This is a genomic window from Pseudoalteromonas sp. R3 (assembly GCF_004014715.1).
Taxonomy (GTDB): Bacteria; Pseudomonadota; Gammaproteobacteria; order Enterobacterales; family Alteromonadaceae; genus Pseudoalteromonas.
Genome location: NZ_CP034835.1, coordinates 2,685,214 through 2,705,654 on the forward strand (window position 1 = coordinate 2,685,214; position 20,441 = coordinate 2,705,654).

14 protein-coding genes are annotated in these 20,441 nt (G+C 45.6%); 1 reads left to right on the plus strand and 13 read right to left on the minus strand.

Going from position 1 to position 20,441, the window contains the following annotated elements:
- Positions 1-8: 8 nt before the first annotated feature.
- From ELR70_RS16675 to ELR70_RS16700, 6 genes are all read right to left on the minus strand, one after another.
- Entirely contained in the window at positions 9-719 is a 711-nt protein-coding gene (locus ELR70_RS16675) for a SapC family protein (protein WP_054016803.1), read from the minus strand.
- Between the two features lie 86 nt (positions 720-805).
- Positions 806-2,347: a tryptophan halogenase family protein gene (locus ELR70_RS16680; RefSeq protein ID WP_054016802.1), complete on the minus strand. Its 1,542-nt coding sequence runs from the start codon at positions 2,345-2,347 to the stop codon at positions 806-808.
- 140 nt (positions 2,348-2,487) lie between these two features.
- The gene (locus ELR70_RS16685; RefSeq protein WP_054016801.1) at positions 2,488-5,187 is read right to left on the minus strand and encodes a TonB-dependent receptor; all 2,700 of its coding nucleotides are present in this window, start codon (positions 5,185-5,187) and stop codon (positions 2,488-2,490) included.
- 722 nt (positions 5,188-5,909) lie between these two features.
- Positions 5,910-7,826: a molecular chaperone HtpG gene (gene htpG, locus ELR70_RS16690; RefSeq protein WP_054016800.1), complete on the minus strand. Its 1,917-nt coding sequence runs from the start codon at positions 7,824-7,826 to the stop codon at positions 5,910-5,912.
- A gap of 175 nt (positions 7,827-8,001) precedes the next feature.
- Positions 8,002-8,601: a recombination mediator RecR gene (gene recR, locus ELR70_RS16695; protein WP_054016799.1), complete on the minus strand. Its 600-nt coding sequence runs from the start codon at positions 8,599-8,601 to the stop codon at positions 8,002-8,004.
- 270 nt (positions 8,602-8,871) lie between these two features.
- Positions 8,872-9,483: an ABC transporter substrate-binding protein gene (locus ELR70_RS16700; protein WP_054016798.1), complete on the minus strand. Its 612-nt coding sequence runs from the start codon at positions 9,481-9,483 to the stop codon at positions 8,872-8,874.
- A gap of 235 nt (positions 9,484-9,718) precedes the next feature.
- Here ELR70_RS16700 and ELR70_RS16705 point away from each other — a divergent pair, with 235 nt between their 5' ends.
- Positions 9,719-10,243 (plus strand): acyloxyacyl hydrolase, encoded by a 525-nt coding sequence (locus ELR70_RS16705; RefSeq protein WP_054016797.1) that lies wholly within the window; start codon positions 9,719-9,721, stop codon positions 10,241-10,243.
- 271 nt (positions 10,244-10,514) lie between these two features.
- On the opposite strand, the gene ELR70_RS16710 is transcribed toward ELR70_RS16705, so the two are convergent.
- From ELR70_RS16710 to ELR70_RS16750, 7 genes are all read right to left on the minus strand, one after another.
- Complete coding sequence (locus ELR70_RS16710) at positions 10,515-11,003, minus strand: hypothetical protein (RefSeq protein WP_054016795.1); 489 nt, start codon at positions 11,001-11,003, stop codon at positions 10,515-10,517.
- A gap of 193 nt (positions 11,004-11,196) precedes the next feature.
- Positions 11,197-12,660: a linear amide C-N hydrolase gene (locus ELR70_RS16715; RefSeq protein WP_054016794.1), complete on the minus strand. Its 1,464-nt coding sequence runs from the start codon at positions 12,658-12,660 to the stop codon at positions 11,197-11,199.
- Between the two features lie 1,036 nt (positions 12,661-13,696).
- The gene (locus tag ELR70_RS16725; RefSeq protein WP_054016792.1) at positions 13,697-14,104 is read right to left on the minus strand and encodes a hypothetical protein; all 408 of its coding nucleotides are present in this window, start codon (positions 14,102-14,104) and stop codon (positions 13,697-13,699) included.
- Positions 14,105-14,157: 53 nt separating this feature from the next.
- Complete coding sequence (locus tag ELR70_RS16730; protein WP_054016791.1) at positions 14,158-14,820, minus strand: hypothetical protein; 663 nt, start codon at positions 14,818-14,820, stop codon at positions 14,158-14,160.
- A 198-nt stretch (positions 14,821-15,018) separates the two neighbouring features.
- Positions 15,019-15,543, minus strand: coding sequence for a hypothetical protein (locus ELR70_RS16735; RefSeq protein WP_128064643.1), 525 nt, complete (start codon positions 15,541-15,543; stop codon positions 15,019-15,021).
- A 553-nt stretch (positions 15,544-16,096) separates the two neighbouring features.
- Positions 16,097-17,104, minus strand: a complete 1,008-nt coding sequence (locus ELR70_RS16745; RefSeq protein ID WP_054016789.1) for a zinc-binding dehydrogenase — start codon at positions 17,102-17,104, stop codon at positions 16,097-16,099.
- Between the two features lie 156 nt (positions 17,105-17,260).
- Entirely contained in the window at positions 17,261-20,437 is a 3,177-nt protein-coding gene (locus ELR70_RS16750) for a multidrug efflux RND transporter permease subunit (RefSeq protein WP_054016788.1), read from the minus strand.
- Between the last annotated feature and the right edge of the window lie 4 nt (positions 20,438-20,441).

Sequence of the window (20,441 nt, forward strand, 5' to 3'; positions counted from 1 at the left end):
CTAGTGACTTAGCTTGCCTGACGCTTAGCTTTCAGACGTGCCAAACGGCCAACCTGATGCGTTGAAGTCAGGAAAGAGAAGATAGGTGCCAGGTAACCACGCTTACGTAGTTCCAGATACTCTTCATCGCTTAGCTCGTTCAGCTTACGCTCGTCTACCAGGTAGATACCATTGATGTCTTTCTTCTCACCAGCGATTTCAACTGTCAGCGTTTGTTGTACAAGTAGCTCTTTCTCAGCCAGGTACTGTGTGAAAGCCTCAGTAACACGAGAAAACTCAATGTAGTTAACCAGTGCTTCTTTGCGGCGCTCAAGGTATTCTGTTTCTTTGCCATCTTCAAACAAAGCATTACCTTCTTCTTCACCAACCAGTGAACTCGCTTCGTCAATCACGATGCCATATTGGTCTTGCTCTGGGTGCTTAACCAGACCAAACGGGTAACGAGATGCAGCCAGTGGCGCGATACCCGCAGTCCACTCGTCATCTTGTACAAACAGGTTTTCACCTGGCTCAAGGCCAAACAGCGCGACAGCCTGGAACTGACCACTTTCAGTGTTCTTAACAAATGCCATCGGGAATTCAGTCGCAACACGTGCAAACTCGTGCGCAACGACCGGGATCAAGTGCTGAGATTTCAAAAATTCTACGTTAATGCCATTTTTTACTTTAATGTTGGCATGTTTTTCGTTGTGTAAAGGCTGCACTTGTTGCTCCGCCATAATACTGCTCCGTTTTATCGTAAAGTTGTTATCTATATGCGTCCAAGGCTATAGCTTTTCAAGGTAAAAGAAAAGAAATATTGTCGTTAAATTCTTTGAAAGCCATATCTTGATGCTTTTGCAACCAGGTTGCTATGTGTATCCAACATGGTCCCAGCCTGAATTTGCCGCTGGGCTACCAGCTTTAACATAGCCTCCTGTTGTGACACTTGTTGTGGCGAAGGATATTTACAACGACTGGGATAGCCCATGCCGTATAATACATAGAGGTGATTCTCGAGTCTGAATACGTCCAAACTACTGACAAAATCATACTCGTTTGGAATGTCATTTCGCCATAATGCTAATTTCTGTTGCAGAGAATCGGGGATAGTTTCTGCAGCACGATTCATGCGCCAAAACTCACTGTCATCACGATTGGAAATGCAATAATGAAGCTTGATAAAATCGACTATTGATTGCCAGACATGCGCCATATGCTGATTAAATTGCTTGGCAATTGCAGGCATTTCCTGTCGCTGAGTGGGAAGGCGCTTTGACAACATTCTGGCCGCTAAATCAAACACTAGCAGCCCTGTCGCTTCAAGCGGTTCAACAAAGCCTTGTGAAAGCCCGATACCGATACAATTTTTCACCCAAGCCTCTGCTCGAAAACCTACCTGCATTTTGATAAGCCGAGATTCGACAGCATTTTCAGACTTACCCAGGTAAGCACATAAATCACGATGAGCCTGCTCATGTGTTGTGAACTGATCACTATAGACATGACCAACGCCCTTGCGGCTTTGTAAGCCAATATCCCAGATCCACCCAGCCTGCTGAGCTGTTGAAATAGTGTAAGGAGGAACTTCTTGTGCATGTTCATATGGAACCTGGGTAACCACAGCGTGGTTGGCAAATAACACGTCGCTTTTATCAATAAACGGCGTATTAAGCGCCTTACCAAGCAATAACGACTGGAAGCCACTGCAATCAATAAACAGATCGCCTTTAAGTACATCGCCTTGCTTTAGTTGTAATCCTGAGATAAATCCATCAGGCGCAATCTGTACTGATTCGACGTCGTCCTTTATATGATTTACCCGTCGATTTTTGACCGCATGCTCAGCTAATAACGCAGAAAACTTTCCTGCATCGAGGTGAAAGGCATAATTGATCATACGATCATATTCCGCATCGGTTATCAACTTAGGTGCTTTATTTTCCAGTGCAATATGCGTCTGAATAGAAACGCTTTGATCGAAGCGAGCTCTGGCCTCTGGTAACTGATGCAACCAGTAAGGCAGCAGGTTAACCCCATTGACATTTGGGTCGTCAAAAGGATGAAAATAGCGATGGGGCTGCCCATTAACTGACTTGTTCCAGCCGACAAAATGAATGCCATTTTTGAACGTAGCATCACACAAGCGAAATATATCAGACTCTCTGATCCCAAACTTTTTGAGGCTATCGACTATAACAGGTACAGTCCCTTCACCCACACCGATCGTGGGAATGTTAGGAGACTCAACTAGTGTAATAGTCACATCTTCAGCTACATCGACCGCCAAATGGTTCGCAGCCAGCCAACCCGCCGTGCCACCGCCTACAATCACAATGTGTTTTATCTTGGTTTCTTCACCGTGCACAACTCACCCCGTAACCACTTAAAAGAGTACATTGGACAAACACGCAATTTCTATTTTTACCCGAATGCCAGTGCTATCTTGCCATAAAGTAGGCATAAAAAAGCCCCACTATTTAAGCAGGGCTTTTCCAAACAACAAAATTAGAAACGTAAGTTTGCACCCAGTGCAATCTTGCGCTCACCTACATAGCTCCATGCAGGGAAATTGTGTTTTGTTTCTTCTTTCAGAAGACCGTCAGAACCTGAGATACCAATCTGGTAGCTGTCTTCTTCAAGAATGTTTACAACTTCAAACGTAAGGCTAACGTTGTCGTTCACCTGATAGTTACCTGTGAAGTCCAAAGTACCGAAGTCCATGTGCTCACGTGACGAGTAGAAACCCGTTTCACGGATCATGAATTCAGAACGCCAGTTGTACGCCAGACGAGCGCCGAAGTCATCGTTCTCGTAGTAACCAACTAAGTTAACAGTATGGTCAGAACTGTCTGAGAAGCGGCCGATACGGTCGTCGAAGTTTGTTTCTTCTGACGAGCTGTCTGCATAGGTGTAGTTAACAATCGCACCAAAACCATTGTCAAACGCGTGCTGAAGTTGAAGCTCAAGACCAATAACATCACCACCGTCGCCATTTACGCGGTTAACAATGTTCCAAACGTCACAGTTACACGCAGGATCTTTGATACCAATTGACTGATTAGGTGTTGTTGACGATGTCACGAAAGTTTCAATGTCTTTGTAGAAGAAAGTCGCACTCGCAAAGTTACTGTCGCCGTAGTAATACTCGTAAGACACATCAAGTTGAGTCGCTTTGAACGGCTCCAGACCTGGATTACCGGTCACTTCCTGCTGGTCATTCGGGTTTTCATTGTCATACCCACTCAGGCTGGAACGAGCAAATACATCCTGATAGTTCGGACGGCTGATAACCTGTGCGATTGAGCCTCTCAGGATAGTATCTTCATCCAGGTCGTATGCGATGTTGAAGCTAGGCAGGATATCTGAGTAATCCGCTTCTTTGTTAGACAAAGTTTTCGCTTTTAGTGCATTACCACCGTAGAAGTTACCCGAATCAGTAATACCTGTTACCGTGATGTCTGAGCCATAGTAGTCACTGTTTACGTCTGTAGAGATGTAACGCAGACCAAAGTTACCGCGGTAGTTTTCACCACTGAAATCAGCCATTACATAAAACGCAAAGTTTTCTTCTTCAAGTGCGGCATAACCACTGCGGTCACGCACATATTCGCTGAAGTTCTGCGCTGTGTGGTTAAACATCGCATCCAGGTGTGGACCTGGGATAGTGATATATTCGAAGCCTGCTTCGTTTACACCATTGCCATATAGTTGTGCTGGTGCAATATCAGCAATATCAGCAATCACACTGGTTGGATCATTTTCATCACTCAGTACCGGCGCGCCATTCGCATCACGCTGAATGTTCGCCAGGCCTTTGAAGTTATCTTCTTCAACCTTGTGGTTAGTGAATCGTGCACCAACATGAACGGCAGTGATGATGTCATGATCAAGCATGAACTTAGTGTCAAGTTGTGCGTACGTCTCTTCATCCGTATTCGGCTGATTACGTACAGCCCATGCTGCTACGCCTGGGCTACCCTCATTCCAGTGACCAACGCGATAATCGTTTTCTTTTAGCTGGATTTTAATACGCTTTCCAGTCATGTCGATCATGCCGTAGCGATCTTCATGAGAACCGATCAAACCACCGTAGTTTGTTTGCGCTTCTGTACCACCAGTTGCTTCTGAACGACCAATACGACCAGAAATTTCAAACGTGTCACGTTTGAATTCAAAGCCAAAATCAACCGTTTCAGACTCCATCTTCGCACGACGTGCAAACGCCTGTAGCCAAGACGGATTATCAGTTGGTGTCGCCGCTGTAGCTTCAGATAGCATACATACGCCATCCGGGTTCTCACCTAAACAGTTGGCACCGGCCTGGAAGATCCAGAAGCTGCTGTTGTTGTTGTTCGCTTCAAGCTCAAGGTTCATATAAGTCAGATCGAACGACAACTCGTCTGTTGGCGCGTATTGAAAAGCCACATTAGTCGCTGTTCTTTCACGCTCTTGCAGGAAGTAGTTAGCAGAAACTGCGCCATTCCAGCCTGCCAATGATTCGTTACCACGACGAACATAATCTGTTTCTTGTACAGCCAAAGCTGCAAGTACACCAAATGTTTCGTCATCGTTTTTGTAGCTTGCAAGGCCACTGTAAGCAGGGTCCCACTGCTCAGACTGGCTTGAATATACGCTCTTAACAGAAGCGAAAACGGTTCCGGAATCCAGGTCTAGTGGTTTACGGGTTTTTACGTTAACAGTACCACCAACACCACCTTCAACAATGTTTGCTTGTGAAGACTTGTATACATCGATGCCTGAGATAAGTTCAGGCGGCAACAATGTGTAATTGAAGCTACGGTCAATAGCTTGCTCTGTATACCAACCTGTTGAAGCAACGTTCTGGCCATTCAGAGTTGTCAACGTTAGCTGACTCGATGCACCACGAATAGACACTTGCTGGCCCTGACCAAACTGACGGCTAACGGCTACGCCCGGGATACGACCTAAGGCTTCACCCACATCACTGTCTGGGAACTTACCGATATCTTCTGCGGATACCGCATCCACAACGCTGGTTGCAAATCGTTTAGTATTAACAGCTTCGGCCAATGAGCGGCGGATACCACGCACCTCAATGACTTCAACGTCTTCTTTAACGCCAGTCTGGTTATCTTCAGCATACGCCACGCCTGTCACACCCGTACTCAGGATGAGGCCAACCTTAGCTGCCAGTAAGCTTTTTTTAAAATTATTAGCTAACACAGGATTCCCCTTGAATCATTTTGTTGGTTTTTAAATCACTTCTGCCCAGTGATGATGACAACGCTGTCATCTAATAACAAACCATACACCCAAAATTACAGATTCGCTACATCTTTTTGTGTGGCTAACATAAGATTTTTTCAACAAAAATCTAACCCACTGATATAGAAAGAATAAATAATTATCTGGTTATAGTTTGTTACAAACGAGGTGAATATATCACAAGCTATGCGCTTTTTGACAGTGATTGCGATGAGTTATGTAGAAGATTTGGACCTAATTAATAAACTAATCTAATGAGGATGATGTTTACTATCTGATTATTCCATAGACGTTCGGGCAGAAGCGTATTCAAGGTGATAATAGATCTCAATGACAACGCTGTCATTTTATCTTTTTCATCATTGGTTTGTCCAGTGTATTTGTATGACAAATTCGCGACGGGCCCTTTAGTTTCGACATTTTGCGTCATTTGAATACTGTAAAACAAATACTTAACTCTGATCGAGAAGCTGAAAAATTATCACGTCCCTGTCATTTCTGGTTTGTTTTGGATGAAGCCGTCCCTTGGATGACAAGGAGCATATAAAGTACTCCCCGACTTCGAAAGCTCAATCGTCTGGAATAAATAATATGATCTCACAGCGCTGTGGTCGCCATCTAACAAAAAAGCCCGGTTGAATAACTCACCGGGCTTGTTATTAAACAGAGCTGTTTTTCGCTTATTTGCTCAAATCAAGCATCAGCTTATTCAGACGAGCCACAAAGCCGGCTGGGTCTTTTAGGCTGCCGCGCTCTGCAAGCAGAGCCTGATCCAGTAATACTTCTGACCACTGTGCAAATTTGTCTTCGTCCTGTTCAACATTCAGGTGTTTAACCAACTGATGTTCAGGGTTCAGCTCAAAAATTGGCTTAGACTCTGGCGCAGACTGACCAATAGACTCCATCAGTTTCTGCATCTGTGAACTCATATCATGGTCATCTACCACAACACACGCAGGAGAGTCCGTCAGTCGGTGCGTAAAACGAACTTCTTTCACTTTATCGCCCAGCGCTTCTTTAATGCGCTCTACCAGACCTTCAACCTGCTTCTCGCTCTCTTCCTGTGCTTTTTTGCTTTCTTCATCTTCCATATCGCCCAGGTCCAGGTCACCACGGGTGATAGACTGGAACGGCTTCTCAGCAAATTCTGTCAGATGGCTCATCATCCACTCATCAACGCGGTCTGACAGTAATAGTACTTCGATGCCTTTCTTGCGGAAGATCTCAAGGTGTGGTGAACTCTTAGCCGCTTCAAAGCTGTCAGCAACCACGTAGTAAATCTTGTCCTGGCCTTCAGCCATACGCTCGATATACTGCTCAAGCGATACATTTTGGACGCTCTCGTCAGTGTGGGTAGAGCTGAAACGCAGTAACTTCGCAATCGCTTCTTTATTAGCAGCGTCTTCAGCCGGACCCTCTTTGATAACCTGACCAAACTCGTTCCAGAAAGTCTGATAGTCTTCCGGCTTGTTCTTACCCATGCGATCAAGCATCTTAAGGATACGAGACGTGCATCCTTTACGGATCGCCTGAGTGACTTTGTTATCTTGTAAAATTTCACGCGATACGTTCAACGGCAGGTCGTTTGAATCCAACAGACCTTTTACAAAACGCAGGTAGCTAGGCATAAACTGTTCTGCGTCATCCATAATGAACACGCGCTGTACGTACAACTTCAGACCTGTCTGACGATCACGGTTCCACATGTCGAATGGCGCTTTCTTTGGAATATACAGTAGGCTGGTGTATTCCGTTTTACCTTCTACTTTATTGTGTGCCCAGGTCAGTGGCTCTTCCCAGTCGTGGCCCACATGTTTATAGAACTCTTTATATTCTTCGTCGCTGATCTCAGACTTATCGCGAGTCCACAGTGCAGTGGCACGGTTGATGCCTTCCCACTCGCCTGGCTGAGCTTCAATTTTCTCGCCATCCGGACCTTCTGATTCAGGTACCGGCGCTTTGAACATTTCTACCGGGATAGAGATGTGATCAGAGTACTTAGTCACGATTGAACGAAGACGGAAGTCATCGGCAAATTCCAGCTCTTCTTCACGTAAGTGAAGAATAATTTCAGTACCACGCTCTGCTTTTTCAATATCTGCCAGTGTGTATTCGCCTTCGCCTTTTGACTGCCACTCAACCGCCTGAGTTTCGCCTGCTTTACGGGTACGCACAGTTACCTCGTCAGCAACGATAAAGGCAGAGTAAAAACCTACCCCAAACTGACCAATCAGCTGAGAGTCTTTTGCTTCATCACCTGTCAGGTTCTTAAAGAATTCTGCTGTGCCTGACTTAGCGATAGTCCCTAATGAGCTGATCACTTCGTCACGAGTCATACCAATACCATTGTCAGAAATGGTTACCGTCTTCGCGTCTTTGTCGGCGCTGATACGTACGCGCAGCTCAGCGTCACCTTCGTACAGGTCGCCGTTTTGCAGCGCTAAGAAACGCAGCTTGTCTGCGGCATCCGACGCATTAGAAACCAGCTCACGTAAAAAGATCTCTTTGTTTGAGTACAAACTGTGGATCATCAGTTGAAGCAACTGCTTCGTATTGGCACTAAATGAATGATTTTCTTTAGTATTTTCTGTAGTCATTTGGTACACCCTAACTTATTTGGTACACAATAGTAGTACATAGTTAATCAGTTAACTTGCGTTATGCTCAGGTATATTGTGCTGGGTAAGAATTTTTCAAGGGGGAGAAATGAAAAAAGTTATGGATAGTATATTTCCGAACCCAAAAAACATAAAAAGCCCTGGCGGGCTTTCACTAAATCGCCTTTCGGCCACTAAAGGCATGCATCAGGGTCATACCATCGACCAGCTCCAGCTCACCGCCAACCGGCATTCCATGTGCGATCCGCGAAGCGGTCACGTTATGTTGGTGGCACATCTCACCAATAAAGTGTGCTGTCGCCTCCCCTTCGACCGTTGGATTCGTTGCAAGGATTACCTCATTAATGTTGCCATTGGCCAGGGTTCTTTCCAGCACATCCATACCGATTTCGTTCGGGCCTATACCATCGAGGGGTGACAAATGGCCCATCAATACAAAATATACCCCCTGATACTGACCGGTTTGCTCAATGGCCAGTACATCACTTGGAGACTCGACCACACACAATAGCCCGGTATCCTGACGTTTTACGTTGCTACAGATATCACATACCGGCGTTTCTGAAAACGTACGGCAGGATTCGCAATGGCCAATTTTATCCATCGCCTGCAGCAGACTCTGCCCAAGTGCAGTGCCACCGCTGCGATCTCTTTCGAGTAAGTGAAAGGCAATTCGCTGAGCCGATTTAGGTCCAATGCCAGGTAAACAACGCAGAGACTCAACCAAAGCTGAAAGTGAAGGTGATAATTGCATAGTAAAGCATTCTTAATCTTTGACAGTGTATCGATATAGCAAGCTGGGTACACGGGTGGCAACCGACCGACGTATATTACACTGTTCTAATTCGTTTAATGGTCGCCATCTTACTATGGCTGACATGACAGCGACAAGCCAAAGATACTAGATAAACCGGATACCGCTGAGAGAAAAAAGGCGGGCAATCGGAGAAGATTGGATCTCATGGGTAAGAGTGAATACCCGCCTGAAGGACGCAAATTGTGTCTTAAATTAAATCTGTAACAGTTAGCTCTTCGCAATCAGCTCTTTGCTTACCTGATCTATCCCTACTTCGCTGATCCGCGCTGTGATCTCTTTTTGCTTTGCACTGAGTAAAGAAATACTTTCAGCAACCAAATCATATACCTGCCACTCACCGGATTTGTTTTTACGGAACTTAAACACGATGTCGATAGTTGGCGCGTTGGGTTCAACGATTTCGGACTTGACCGATGCAAATTTGCTGTCACTACTTACCACCGGCTCGATAAAATTAACCTGTTGGCCCTTGTAGCTCATCAGTGCATTCGCATAAGTGTTTGCCAGGTACTGCTCTACCGCATCAATAAAGGTCACTGCCTGCTCACGCTTGAGCCCACGGACATGTTTACCAAGCAATTTAAAAGACACGTATTTAATGTCGATATGTGGCATCAGTTGTGCGCGTACCAACTTTTTAAGCTCTGCTTTCTTCTGAGCCTCTTCCAGCGTATTCAACTTGCTAATGTCTACAAACAACTGATCGCCCACTGATTTGATCAGGCCATAAGGGTTGCTTTGTGTATCAGTCGCAGCAAAGCTGTGTAAGCTGCTAAACGTCAATAGTGCCACCAGCATAAGTTGCATTAGTCTTTTCATGATCCGCTCCGGTATATGTTAATGGAGCAAGTTTAACGCTAACTTTGCAGATGAAAAACACACAAATTAGCACCATATTAGTGCCACAACGGCACCAATTATTTTTTAATTAAAAATCAAACACCTAACCATTTAGTGCCATTTCAGCATCAATATCTTGTCATTTAGTGGCTGTTTATTGTCAATACATATGCCGACAATACCTGTATTCACTTATACTGAATTGGTTTTCATTATGATCAGAACAACCCTATTCGTACTGGGATGTCTTATTTTCCTGACAGCCCCTGCACAGGCACAACAACATGGCTACGCTATCCACTACATTCACGGCGAAGGCAGTGTCGACGGCATTAAACTGGCCTATCAATATCACCCCGAGCTAGACTTACCCCAAGCCTGGCGTCACTTTGATGTACACTTTGAAAGCAGTATCAACTTTTGGCGTTATGGAGAAGAGAATCATCACGATGGTAATTTTGTGCTAGCAGTATCACCGGTGATCAGATACCCGTTCGCCACCTACCAGAATCATCCGATTGCAGTGGAGTTCGGAATTGGGCTCGCTTTGCTTGATGACACACAATTCGCGGGTAAGAATGTCAGTACACACTATCAGTTTGAGGACCGTATCGGGCTGGTATATCAGATGGACGGTGCTAATATCGCCATTCGCTACATGCATTACTCAAACGCCGGATTTAAGAGCCCTAACCCCGGGCTGGATTTCTTATCCCTGTCCTATTCGGCGTATTTTTAAATAGTTTGAGCTGCTGCCCGGCATTGCTTAGCCGGGCGTAGTTGTAACTCTCCCATGACATGCATAATGCACATGGTTTGTTCAATATAAAAAACGGTACAGATTTGAGAAAAGTAAGTGAAGCTTATGTCGAATTCAAGATGTCACGGATAAGCAATCAGCCGGAACAAAGTTTGGGTGTTAAGCAACCTGATACGATATTCAGCAAAATTATGAAGACCCTCCTTAATTTTGGCAAAAGTGTCGCACTTCAGAGTTGAATTCAATCCTGTTAGACTTTCTTGGTGATGGCTGGGCCTGTTGGTCCACAATGATATATTGATGTGCTTTTTGACTTATGCTTACCCCAACCTTCTTCTACATCTTTGTATAAAATATTACATTTTTTCCCTTTCTTATATTGCTCTCCCTTATAGAACCATCTAGGTCCAGACTCGTATATACCCAATGGAACCTCTCCAGAACCCTTAACCGAGTCAGGTACCTTGGCTTCTAATGCTGTATCATTCTGGATCTTATATTTAGCGCCCCATCCATCGTGGTAATGTTTTCGAGCACTCGTCTCAACGATTTTACTCGTTCTTAATTGTAGGGGGAGAACGCCACTGCTTGTCGCTTCTTTTGATTTCCTTTGAGTGATAGCTTCAGGTCGATTATCCACAAGCCCAAAACCCTGCTTCTTGCTACTCTTCTTCTGAGTTGCAGTATTAGCCACGGTACCGCCTTTATTCACATGAGATTTCTCTATTTGTGTATACATGTCTCAGCCTTTTTTAAATTTGAATGAGCAAGAACAGCCATTTATCTTTATCAACACTGTTGTAATAACAAAGCGTTAGCTCTTGATGGCTGTCCTCTATCGGCTTATATTGACTTAAAACTCAGACTGTTAACGTGCCATATGCAGCTTGAAATTAAAAGTGACCGTTCAATGTTGCTGTCATCATTAAAAGCTAAACAAGTGCTTCAATTTGCTTATGCGAAGTTGCCAGCTGATTAACCGCATCAGTTAAATTGACGGATTGAATACGATCGTCAAGTTTATACAGGCAAGATTCAAGCCCTTTAAAGTCTATCTTTTTCAAATCAAACTCAAACACTTGTGGCGATTGATACATGCGTACAGCAAAGGTGCGATTAACTAAGTCGGATACTGTCACCCACTGTGTATAATCGTGGACACTCTTTCCTCTTGAATCTCTGCTAGTACCAAGCGGAATATCAACAGTATTGAGGATATGAAAAGCCAAAGTGGTTGCATCAGCTTTACCAACAGCAATATCGGCATCAATCGGCGCTTGCCCCCCGTACATTTGCGCACAAGATGTGCAGCCTCTTTTTAACTTGTTCGCTTCGTCAATTTCTTTTTGAGTGAACAATTGGAAGACCGGAAATGAGAAATTAGCCATCATCGCCGCACGGACAAAGCGGTCAACTGGCGTAGAACTGCCCGGTAACCCCGAAAACCCTGTCCCTTGAGCGTGTGAAAAGCACTGGAAGTTATGGGCTGCTCGCTTATAGACTTCAACACTCGGAGTGTCGGGTACACCTTCATCATCCTGAAAGTTAAATGGCACCACATTCACATAATTATTGATCACGTTCTCTTGCTGCCAGCCAATCAAGGGATCGTTTGTCAATGCACGGATTGGGTTCAAATCAGTGATCTGCAATTGCCCTTTTACATACTCAAGTACAATGCTGTTGCCTAGTGCATCATGTACGGGAAAATGAAAATTCATTGCACTGGGCACTGTGTCTGGCTCAAAGGGGTTAGCAACCAAGATCTTATCTTTGTTCTCAACCTGACTCTCAACCAGCGATGAGCCATTCGCGTTTATGATCAGCGAGCCATATTGTAGTGTATCAATCACATCCTGGCAGGTTGCACAATTGGATAGGATCCAGGTTGTAATGCTCTGATAAAACACGACACCTTTTGAAGGGACCGGTTTAGCGTCTTCATCAAATGGATCTTGATACACCGATTGAGCCAATACCATCGCGCCCGTTGTCAGTCCTTGGTCATTCATGCCATTTGTTGCAATACTTGCGTATAAATCATCGTCAATGCTTGTTTCAGTCATTTTCTGCAAGGCCTGAGTTATTTCTGTGGCAAAACCATTTAGTGCCATAAAGTTAAATTTACCAGTCCAAGTGAGCAGATTAGGGATAATCCTGTTTAAATCGGCACGAGGAGTAAAAGGCTTTGGGTCCTCATCTTTCAATTTACATTTTTCAGGTTGTTTAAGTGAGTCAGCCACTACTTGCACCGCCAGCTGCTGGTATGAAAAGCCTTTCCCTCTGAAAAAGAGTTCAGACTTTAAGTTTGGACCGAGCTCCATAGAGCGACCAATAACGGGGATGAATTTATTTGGATCTAACGTTCGCGCTTTAATTGAGAAATCAGTACACATAAATACGTTCCTTTTAAATGGACAGCTCAGGGCCATTAATAATCTGATAGCAAAGAAATTTCCCACACTTGCCACGCGTTATTTATATGTGCCCTGTCTTTGGCATTTGGCCTGAGCAAAGGTTAATCAATTAACAGTGAAAAGGTATTACACATTATTACAAGCGACTGACAGCCAGGGACTACCTTGAGGCTGCATAATTCTGCTATTGAGCTGTACTAGGTTGGGGGAGGTTACACTGCTTATATGAGCGATCCGTTAAGCAACATTTACAGCAAAAGATGTGCGACGAACACAACGGGAAATACAGTAATAATATTTGGTATCGGTTGGCTAACCTGCTTTTTCCTTGCTGTTGGCATAGTCCATTGTCCTCGAGCCTTTGAGCGTGTTCTATGCGTACATACCTTTACAAAAGTACGCCATTTTTAGGTGGGTGTCGCTTGTTTTCTTTAGAAGTTTGCTCACCTAGTGCTCCGACTTTCCCTTTTCGCGTCATGTGGGAAACAGTTTGTATACGCACGAGCGACATGACTGTTGCCATTGTCATCTATGACTACACAAACGAGATTGCACGGATTTCCCAATGCACTCCGCCAATTGTGATGACGATCCTCATATTCTGCTCCAAATTCAACATAAATGTATGCTGAGCGAACCCATTCAAACGGAATTGAATGTTTTACAAGCAACCCTTTAAACATCTTTGAATAGCGTTCAGTCATGAGGTCAAAGTGCGGGTAATGTGGAACAATCTGTTGGGAGCAAAGGTCTATTGAAACACACTTGCTTTGAAGGTGGTCTACGGACAGGTAAAGCTTACCGATACTCCAATAACCTTCAACATCATTGTTTCTACTCCGAAACGAGCCAATAATACCGCTTGCAATGCTACCTAGTTTTCTCCTGCGTCCCATATTTATTCCTAAAACTTCTAACGCCCCAATCAGGTTTTTTTAATCGTTGGCTATCATGTGAAGCGAAGCGGAACCCAGCCAACGATTAAAAGTCCCTGCCTGCATTGGCTTGTTAGTCATCACTTACTTAATGTCGGATTTTCTTTAACTATTTGTGTAGATACAACCTTCGAATAACCAACACCGCCAAAGTATAAAGGGTAAGAAACAATTTCAGCTTCTAAGGTATATCCTTTTTTTAGCATATCGTGAGGGTTTTCGGGCCAGAGTTTGGCATGGTCTTCCCGCGAAATGTATAGAGGTGATTGGTCAATAATTCTGGCTACTCTATTTCCCATTAGCTCTTCGTATAGCTGCCGGTTGTTTAAGTTCAATTCTAAGAACTTATAGTGAACAATTCCTCTTGTAGTAATTAATTGGCCAGAAAAGCTCGTACGGTACAAAATCGAGCTAATAGAAAACCAACCAATTAAAACGGCTAAAACTCCGATTGATATCCACTTTAAAATTTTAAGTACAATGTTCACAGGTGATTTCTAACGCCTAAAGCACAGGCGCAGCTTTGCTGTGTCCTGTGCCTTTACTTGTTAAGTGATCTTTTGGCATATACTTTCAAAACCCACTGTATTAGCTGATAGAACCAGATACCAGGAACCACTACCCCGGCCAAACCTACCATAAAGTTACTCCAAGACGACATACTATAAAACGCTGCATACAATATTAAGGCCTGAAATGTTAGAGCAGAAACCAAAGTTGCAGCACCTGCTTTACCAGATAACCAACGACCAAACCAGATAACTGACACAACTAGACAGACTAAGGAGACTATTAGGCTTAGCCAATCAAGAGTTCGCCACATTAAATCACGTAAATATGCATCTCTTACTTCACCCTCCCAACCTTCTACGATGGAAGACATACTATTGCCGGTTAAAACTTTCAGTTTTGGTTCAATATAACTATGCTTCGCTTCGTCTGATACGTAAGACAAGTACTCGTCGTAACTATTAAATGTTGTTTTTCCAGACCAGTATCTAATTGGAATTGTTAGCTCAAATATTACACCACTTTCGATAGATTCATATTTCAAAACCTCATGTTCTAAGACCTTTAAAGCCCAGCTAGGAGGGGTAATGATTGTTGGGCGACGCGAACAAGCTGTACTCGCCTTAACCTCATTTATATAAAGTATCTCTTTGCAACCATTCGAATTACATTCACCTATGATGCGATCGCTCATTGTTGCGCAAGACAATGCTAAGCATACATTTGGAGCCCATAGGAAAAATAACAAGGTTAATATGGATGTATTGTTCAAGGTGCGCACTCTCTTCACTTAACGCCTCGCTTAACCGGCGCAAAGTAGCAGGCTAAAATTAGCGACGAAGGAGCGCAAGCCTGCTGTTTTGCGTCCTTTGGTTTAAGCGTTTGTTAGGTTTCAAATACACCGATTATCTATATTGAGATATCCCGATATATCGTTTTTGCCTAAGTGACTCATTTCATCTAACTCAGCGTTTAACTTGTCTAGCCACCAATGTGCTTCAGCTTTAGAAATTTCTATTAAGCCACCCCAAACAATAAAATATCGCGTGATGCCTTTTTCGATTTTAATACTCCCCCATTTATCAGCATCGCCAGTCTTTTGACCTCCCATATAAAATTGAGCTTGAATATCATAAGCTCCAGGACAAAGGTTAAATGTTACATAGTCTGCTTTATACAACTTAATCTTTGACGAAGGATAGAGGTTATTTAAAAACTCAATATTCTTAAAGTCTCCCCTTAGGGGCCCCCAATAAAAGGTTGGCGGATCTATTAGAACTAAATTGGCTAAGTTCTCAATTTTATGGTTTTTAAAATTAGAGCTAGGAGTGAAATGTTCCAACTTTGTAATTGATGGGCGACTAAGCGAACAACCGCTAATCATTAAACCTAACAAAATTAAAATAGCTACTCTCATTTTCGATAGAAACCTAACAGCTTATTAGCGTGAATGCCGGTTAGAACCAATCTCCAAAGCCCAACCACGCTACCACTAATAAAATTTATTTATAATAATTACAATAACCTACCACCATTGCTTTCATTGCTCAAGCCAAAACGGCTTTGTTGAAACCGAGCCTTGTTCATAGCGAGACTTGGGGTCTCGTTATGTAAAACTACTAACCTTTTGAATCTGATTAACTTAAATCGCTGCTTCACTTAAACGAGACCTTCAAGCCCGGAGAAAGCGAGAAATTTGACTTGGTAATTAGCCGCATTCACTTACACCTGTATAAATAAACAGCACTAGAGTGAAGATGTCTTATTCACTTTTTTGGAATCTGTCCGTATGAGCCTAGGACAAGACACTACAGCCTCAAAACAGAGAAAAGTTATCTGTACTGGATTAAAAATATTACCTCTGGCAGTGAAGACTTGGCCGCATTCATGCCAATTAATAGAAAACGTCAGGGAAAATAAAAGCCCGGCTAACCTAGCCGGGCTTTGTAACTCATAAATATCGTGTCGGTCTAATCGTGCGTGATGCGGATCACTGGGCGTTGCTGGCAGGTTTTCCCAAGCAAGCAGCTTAGTGCGTCGCGCACGGTATCGACGCTAAAGTCGAGCAGTTTCACCTCGGGGGCTTTGATGCGGCCGTTGCTGACGTCATCAAGTAACTGGCGGCCCATAAAACACAGGTGCTGCTGGGCGCACAGGCTGTTGGCCATCCAGGCGCCGGCGACCGAGACCACGCCGATGTTGGGCGCTTTCTCAAACAGCAGCTCTTCGGGAATAGTGCCAAAGCCATTGAGGCAGGCAATGCGGCCGCAAAACCGTAAATGACGCAGGTCATCCAAAAAGGAGTCGCCGCCTTGTGTATTCAGGATACAGTCAAAGCCGCCTGGGCCCATTTCTCGCTTGATCTGTTCACATACCGACTCCGACTCGCAGTCGAACACCCAGTCTGCACCGAGTTTACTCAGTCTTTTGTGATGCTCTTTCTGTGCAAAGGCGAACACCTGAGCACCGCGCTGCTTGGCGTATTGCACGGCAAAGTGTGCAACAGCGCCTTGTGCGCTGTTGATGGCCAGCGAGTCGCCGTCCTGCACCTGCATTTTATCCAAAGCCAGCAGTGCCGCCATGCCCGCATTGGGCAATGACACCGCCACTTCGCCACTCATGCCATCGGGTACTTCCGACACCGCGTGACTGGGCACAACCGCGTACTCTTTCAGCATCCCCTGCTCTGCCAGACTGGCATTAAACAATACCCGGCTGCCTTTGGGGGGAAATACCCCTTTAGCAGCTGAGACCACAGTGCCGACGGCATCCAGTCCCAAAATGTGCGGGTATTGCCACTGGCAAAATCCGTCTTTCGCCATCCGTGCGTCCAGGTGATTCAGGGCCACATAATCTATGGCAACCAGTAACTCGTTATCTCCCGGCACTGGCATAGCGTGCTCTGCCATCGCTAAGTCAAACTCAGCGCCACATTGACGCAGCTCCAGTGCTCGCATGGTGGTTTTTTCGACTGACATGGTGGTTTTCTCCACTTTTCGACCCTTTTGAGGCCGGATTGCCCATAACTTTAACTTTCCGATTATGGGCAAAACTTCGCAATTGTTGCTATTAAACCATCTTGGTCTCTGTCAAACAACTCAATATTGTGACAGGTGTTTAAATCCTGTTAACGGCTATTTTTCAATCACAGGTTCGTTTGCGCTGTCTTGCAAACCTTCCTTTGCCCTGTCGTTTAAGGTAAGCAGGCGATAGAACACGGGCGTGAATAGCAAGCCAAATACCGTTACCCCAATCATACCAAAGAACACCGCATTACCCATTGCCTGACGCATCTCTGCACCTGCGCCTGACGCCAGTACCAGAGGGACCACACCAGCTGTGAACGCAATCGAGGTCATCAGGATAGGACGCAGTCGTAAACGACACGCTTCCATGATGGCTTCCAGATGCGTTGCACCGGATTTATGCTTATCGCGGGCGAACTCAACCATCAGAATCGCATTCTTCGAGGCCAGTGCCACCAGTACTATCAGCGCAATCTGAGTGAAGATATTATTGTCGCCGCCCAGCATGTACACACCCGCCAGCGCAGAGAATATCGTCATTGGTACTATCAATATAATGGCCAGTGGTAAACGCAGACTCTCGTATTGGGCTGCCAGCACCATGAAGACCAGTACTACCACCAGAGGGAACACATACACCATAGTATTGCCCGCCAGAATTTGCTGATACGTTACCTCAGTCCATTCATAGCTGATCCCTTCCGGTAAACTCTCGGCCAGTACAGATTCAATCGCTTCTTTGGCCTGATCTGAGCTGTACCCCGGCGCCGGGCTGCCGTTCAGTTCTGCGGTCATATAGCCGTTATAGTGCATCACCCGATCCGGACCTGTGGTGGGTGTCACCGTAACCACAGAGCCCAGAGGTACCATGTTGCCGGCAGCGTTACGCACTTTCAGGTTGTTGATCTGCGATTGCTTAGCACGAAATTCTGCATCAGCCTGTGCTTTGACCTGATAAGTACGGCCAAACAGGTTAAAGTCATTCACATACACAGAGCCCAGGTAAATCTGTAGTGCATTGAACACTTCATCCAGCGGAATGCCCTGCAATAGTGCCTGCTCACGGTCAACGTTAATGTCCATTTGTGGCACCTGAATGCGGAAGCTGGAGTACAGACCCGTCAGTGCCGGATGTTGTTGCGCCTGACCAATGGTGTTCTGGAGCGCTGCAAACAAGGCTTCGAACCCTTTGTTTCCTCTGTCCTGAAGCTGTAATTTAAAGCCACCTGTGGTACCCAGACCAAGAATTGGCGGCGGCGGGAACACCGCAACAAAAGCCTCATCTATCTCAGCAAAGCGCATGTTCAGCTGCATCGCAATCGCATGGGCGGACAGGCTGGGGTCCTGACGCTCAGAAAAATCAGCCAGTGGCGTAAACACAATGCCGCTGTTGGTGCTGTTGGTAAACCCATTCACCGACAAGCCCGGGAACGCCACGGTATGTGCCACACCAGGTACTTCCAGCGCAATTGCCTGCATTTGTTTGACCACGGCTTCGGTTCTGTCCAGACTGGCCGCATCCGGTAGTTGCGCTACCGCAACCAGGTATTGCTTATCCTGCTGCGGAATAAAGCCACCCGGCACTGAGTTGAACAAACCTACGGTTGAACCCACCAGCGCTAAGTACACCACACCCACGACCACACTCATGCGGATCAGTTTTTGTACCAGCTTCTCGTAACCCTGCGCACCTTTGTCGAACATGCGGTTGAAGGGTTTGAATAACCAGGTGCCAAACAGTTTGTCGAGCACGCGAGTCAGGCCATCTTTAGGCGCATCATGCGACTTTAACAGCAAGGCAGAAAGCGCAGGCGACAAGGTCAGCGAGTTAAAGGCCGAGATCAAAGTTGAAATGGTGATCGTCAGGGCAAATTGCTTGTAAAACTGGCCCGACAGTCCGGTAATAAAGGCCGTTGGAATAAACACCGCACACAATACAAAGGCGATGGCAATAATCGGCCCGGTTACCTCAGTCATGGCAATCTTAGTTGCCTCAAACGGGCTGTAACCGTCGGCAATATTACGCTCAACGTTTTCGACCACCACAATAGCGTCGTCCACCACAATCCCGATGGCCAGCACCAGACCAAACAGAGACAGCGTATTAATCGACACACCCAGCATCTGCATGATGGCAAAAGTACCAATCAATGACACAGGCACGGCAATTAATGGAATGATAGACGCACGCCAGGTTTGCAGGAACACCACAACAACCACAACTACCAGCAAAATGGCTTCCAGTAACGTCTGGATAACGGCGTCAATTGAGCCACGTACGAATACGGTAGGGTCATAAGCAATTTCATATGTCATGCCCGCTGGGAAGTCTTTCGCCAGACGCGCCATTGTCGCACGTACGTTGTCAGACAAGGCAATGGCATTAGAGCCCGGACGCTGGAATACCGGCATCGCCAGCGCTGGCTGGTTGTCCAGCATAGCGCGCAGCGCATAGTTTTCCTGACCCAGTTCAACACGCGCAATGTCCTGCAAACGTGTGATCTGGCCCTGCTCGCCCACTTTGATGATCACCTGCTCAAATTCATCAATCTGAGTTAAGCGCCCTTTTACATTTAACAATACCTGAAACTGGTTCTCATCCGGTGAAGGCTGAGCACCCAAAGAGCCTGCGGCCACCTGCTGGTTTTGTGCACGTAACGCATTGATCACATCACCCGCAGTGAGGTTACGCGCTGCCAGTGCATCGGGATTTAGCCACACACGCATAGAGTATTTAGCACCACCGAATAGTTGCAAATCGCCCACTTCCGGCAAACGCTTCAGCTCATCTTTGATATAGATGTCGGCATAGTTAGCCATGTAAGAGGTATCCTGCTGACCATCCGGAGACACTAAATGCACCACCAGCGCCAGGTTAGGTGACGACTTTTGCGCTGTTACACCTAAGCGTTGTACTTCCTGAGGAAGGCGTGGCAAGGCATTGTTCACCCGGTTTTGCACCTGAACCTGTGCCTGGTCCAAATCTGTGCCCAAAGCAAAGGTCACAGTCAGGGTAAGACGGCCATCGCTGGTTGCCTGAGACGAATGGTACAGCATGTTTTCCAGGCCATTGAGCTCCTGCTCAAGCGGCGTTGCGACGGTCTGACCAATCACTTTGGGGTTGGCACCCGGATAGCTGGCGTTAACCACCACGGTTGGTGGGACAACTTCCGGGTATTCGCTGACCGGCAACTGAAACAGCGAGATAGCGCCGGTGATCACAAACACCAGCGAGAGCATGGCCGCAAAAATCGGCCTGCTAATAAAAAAGTGAGAAAAGTTCATAATT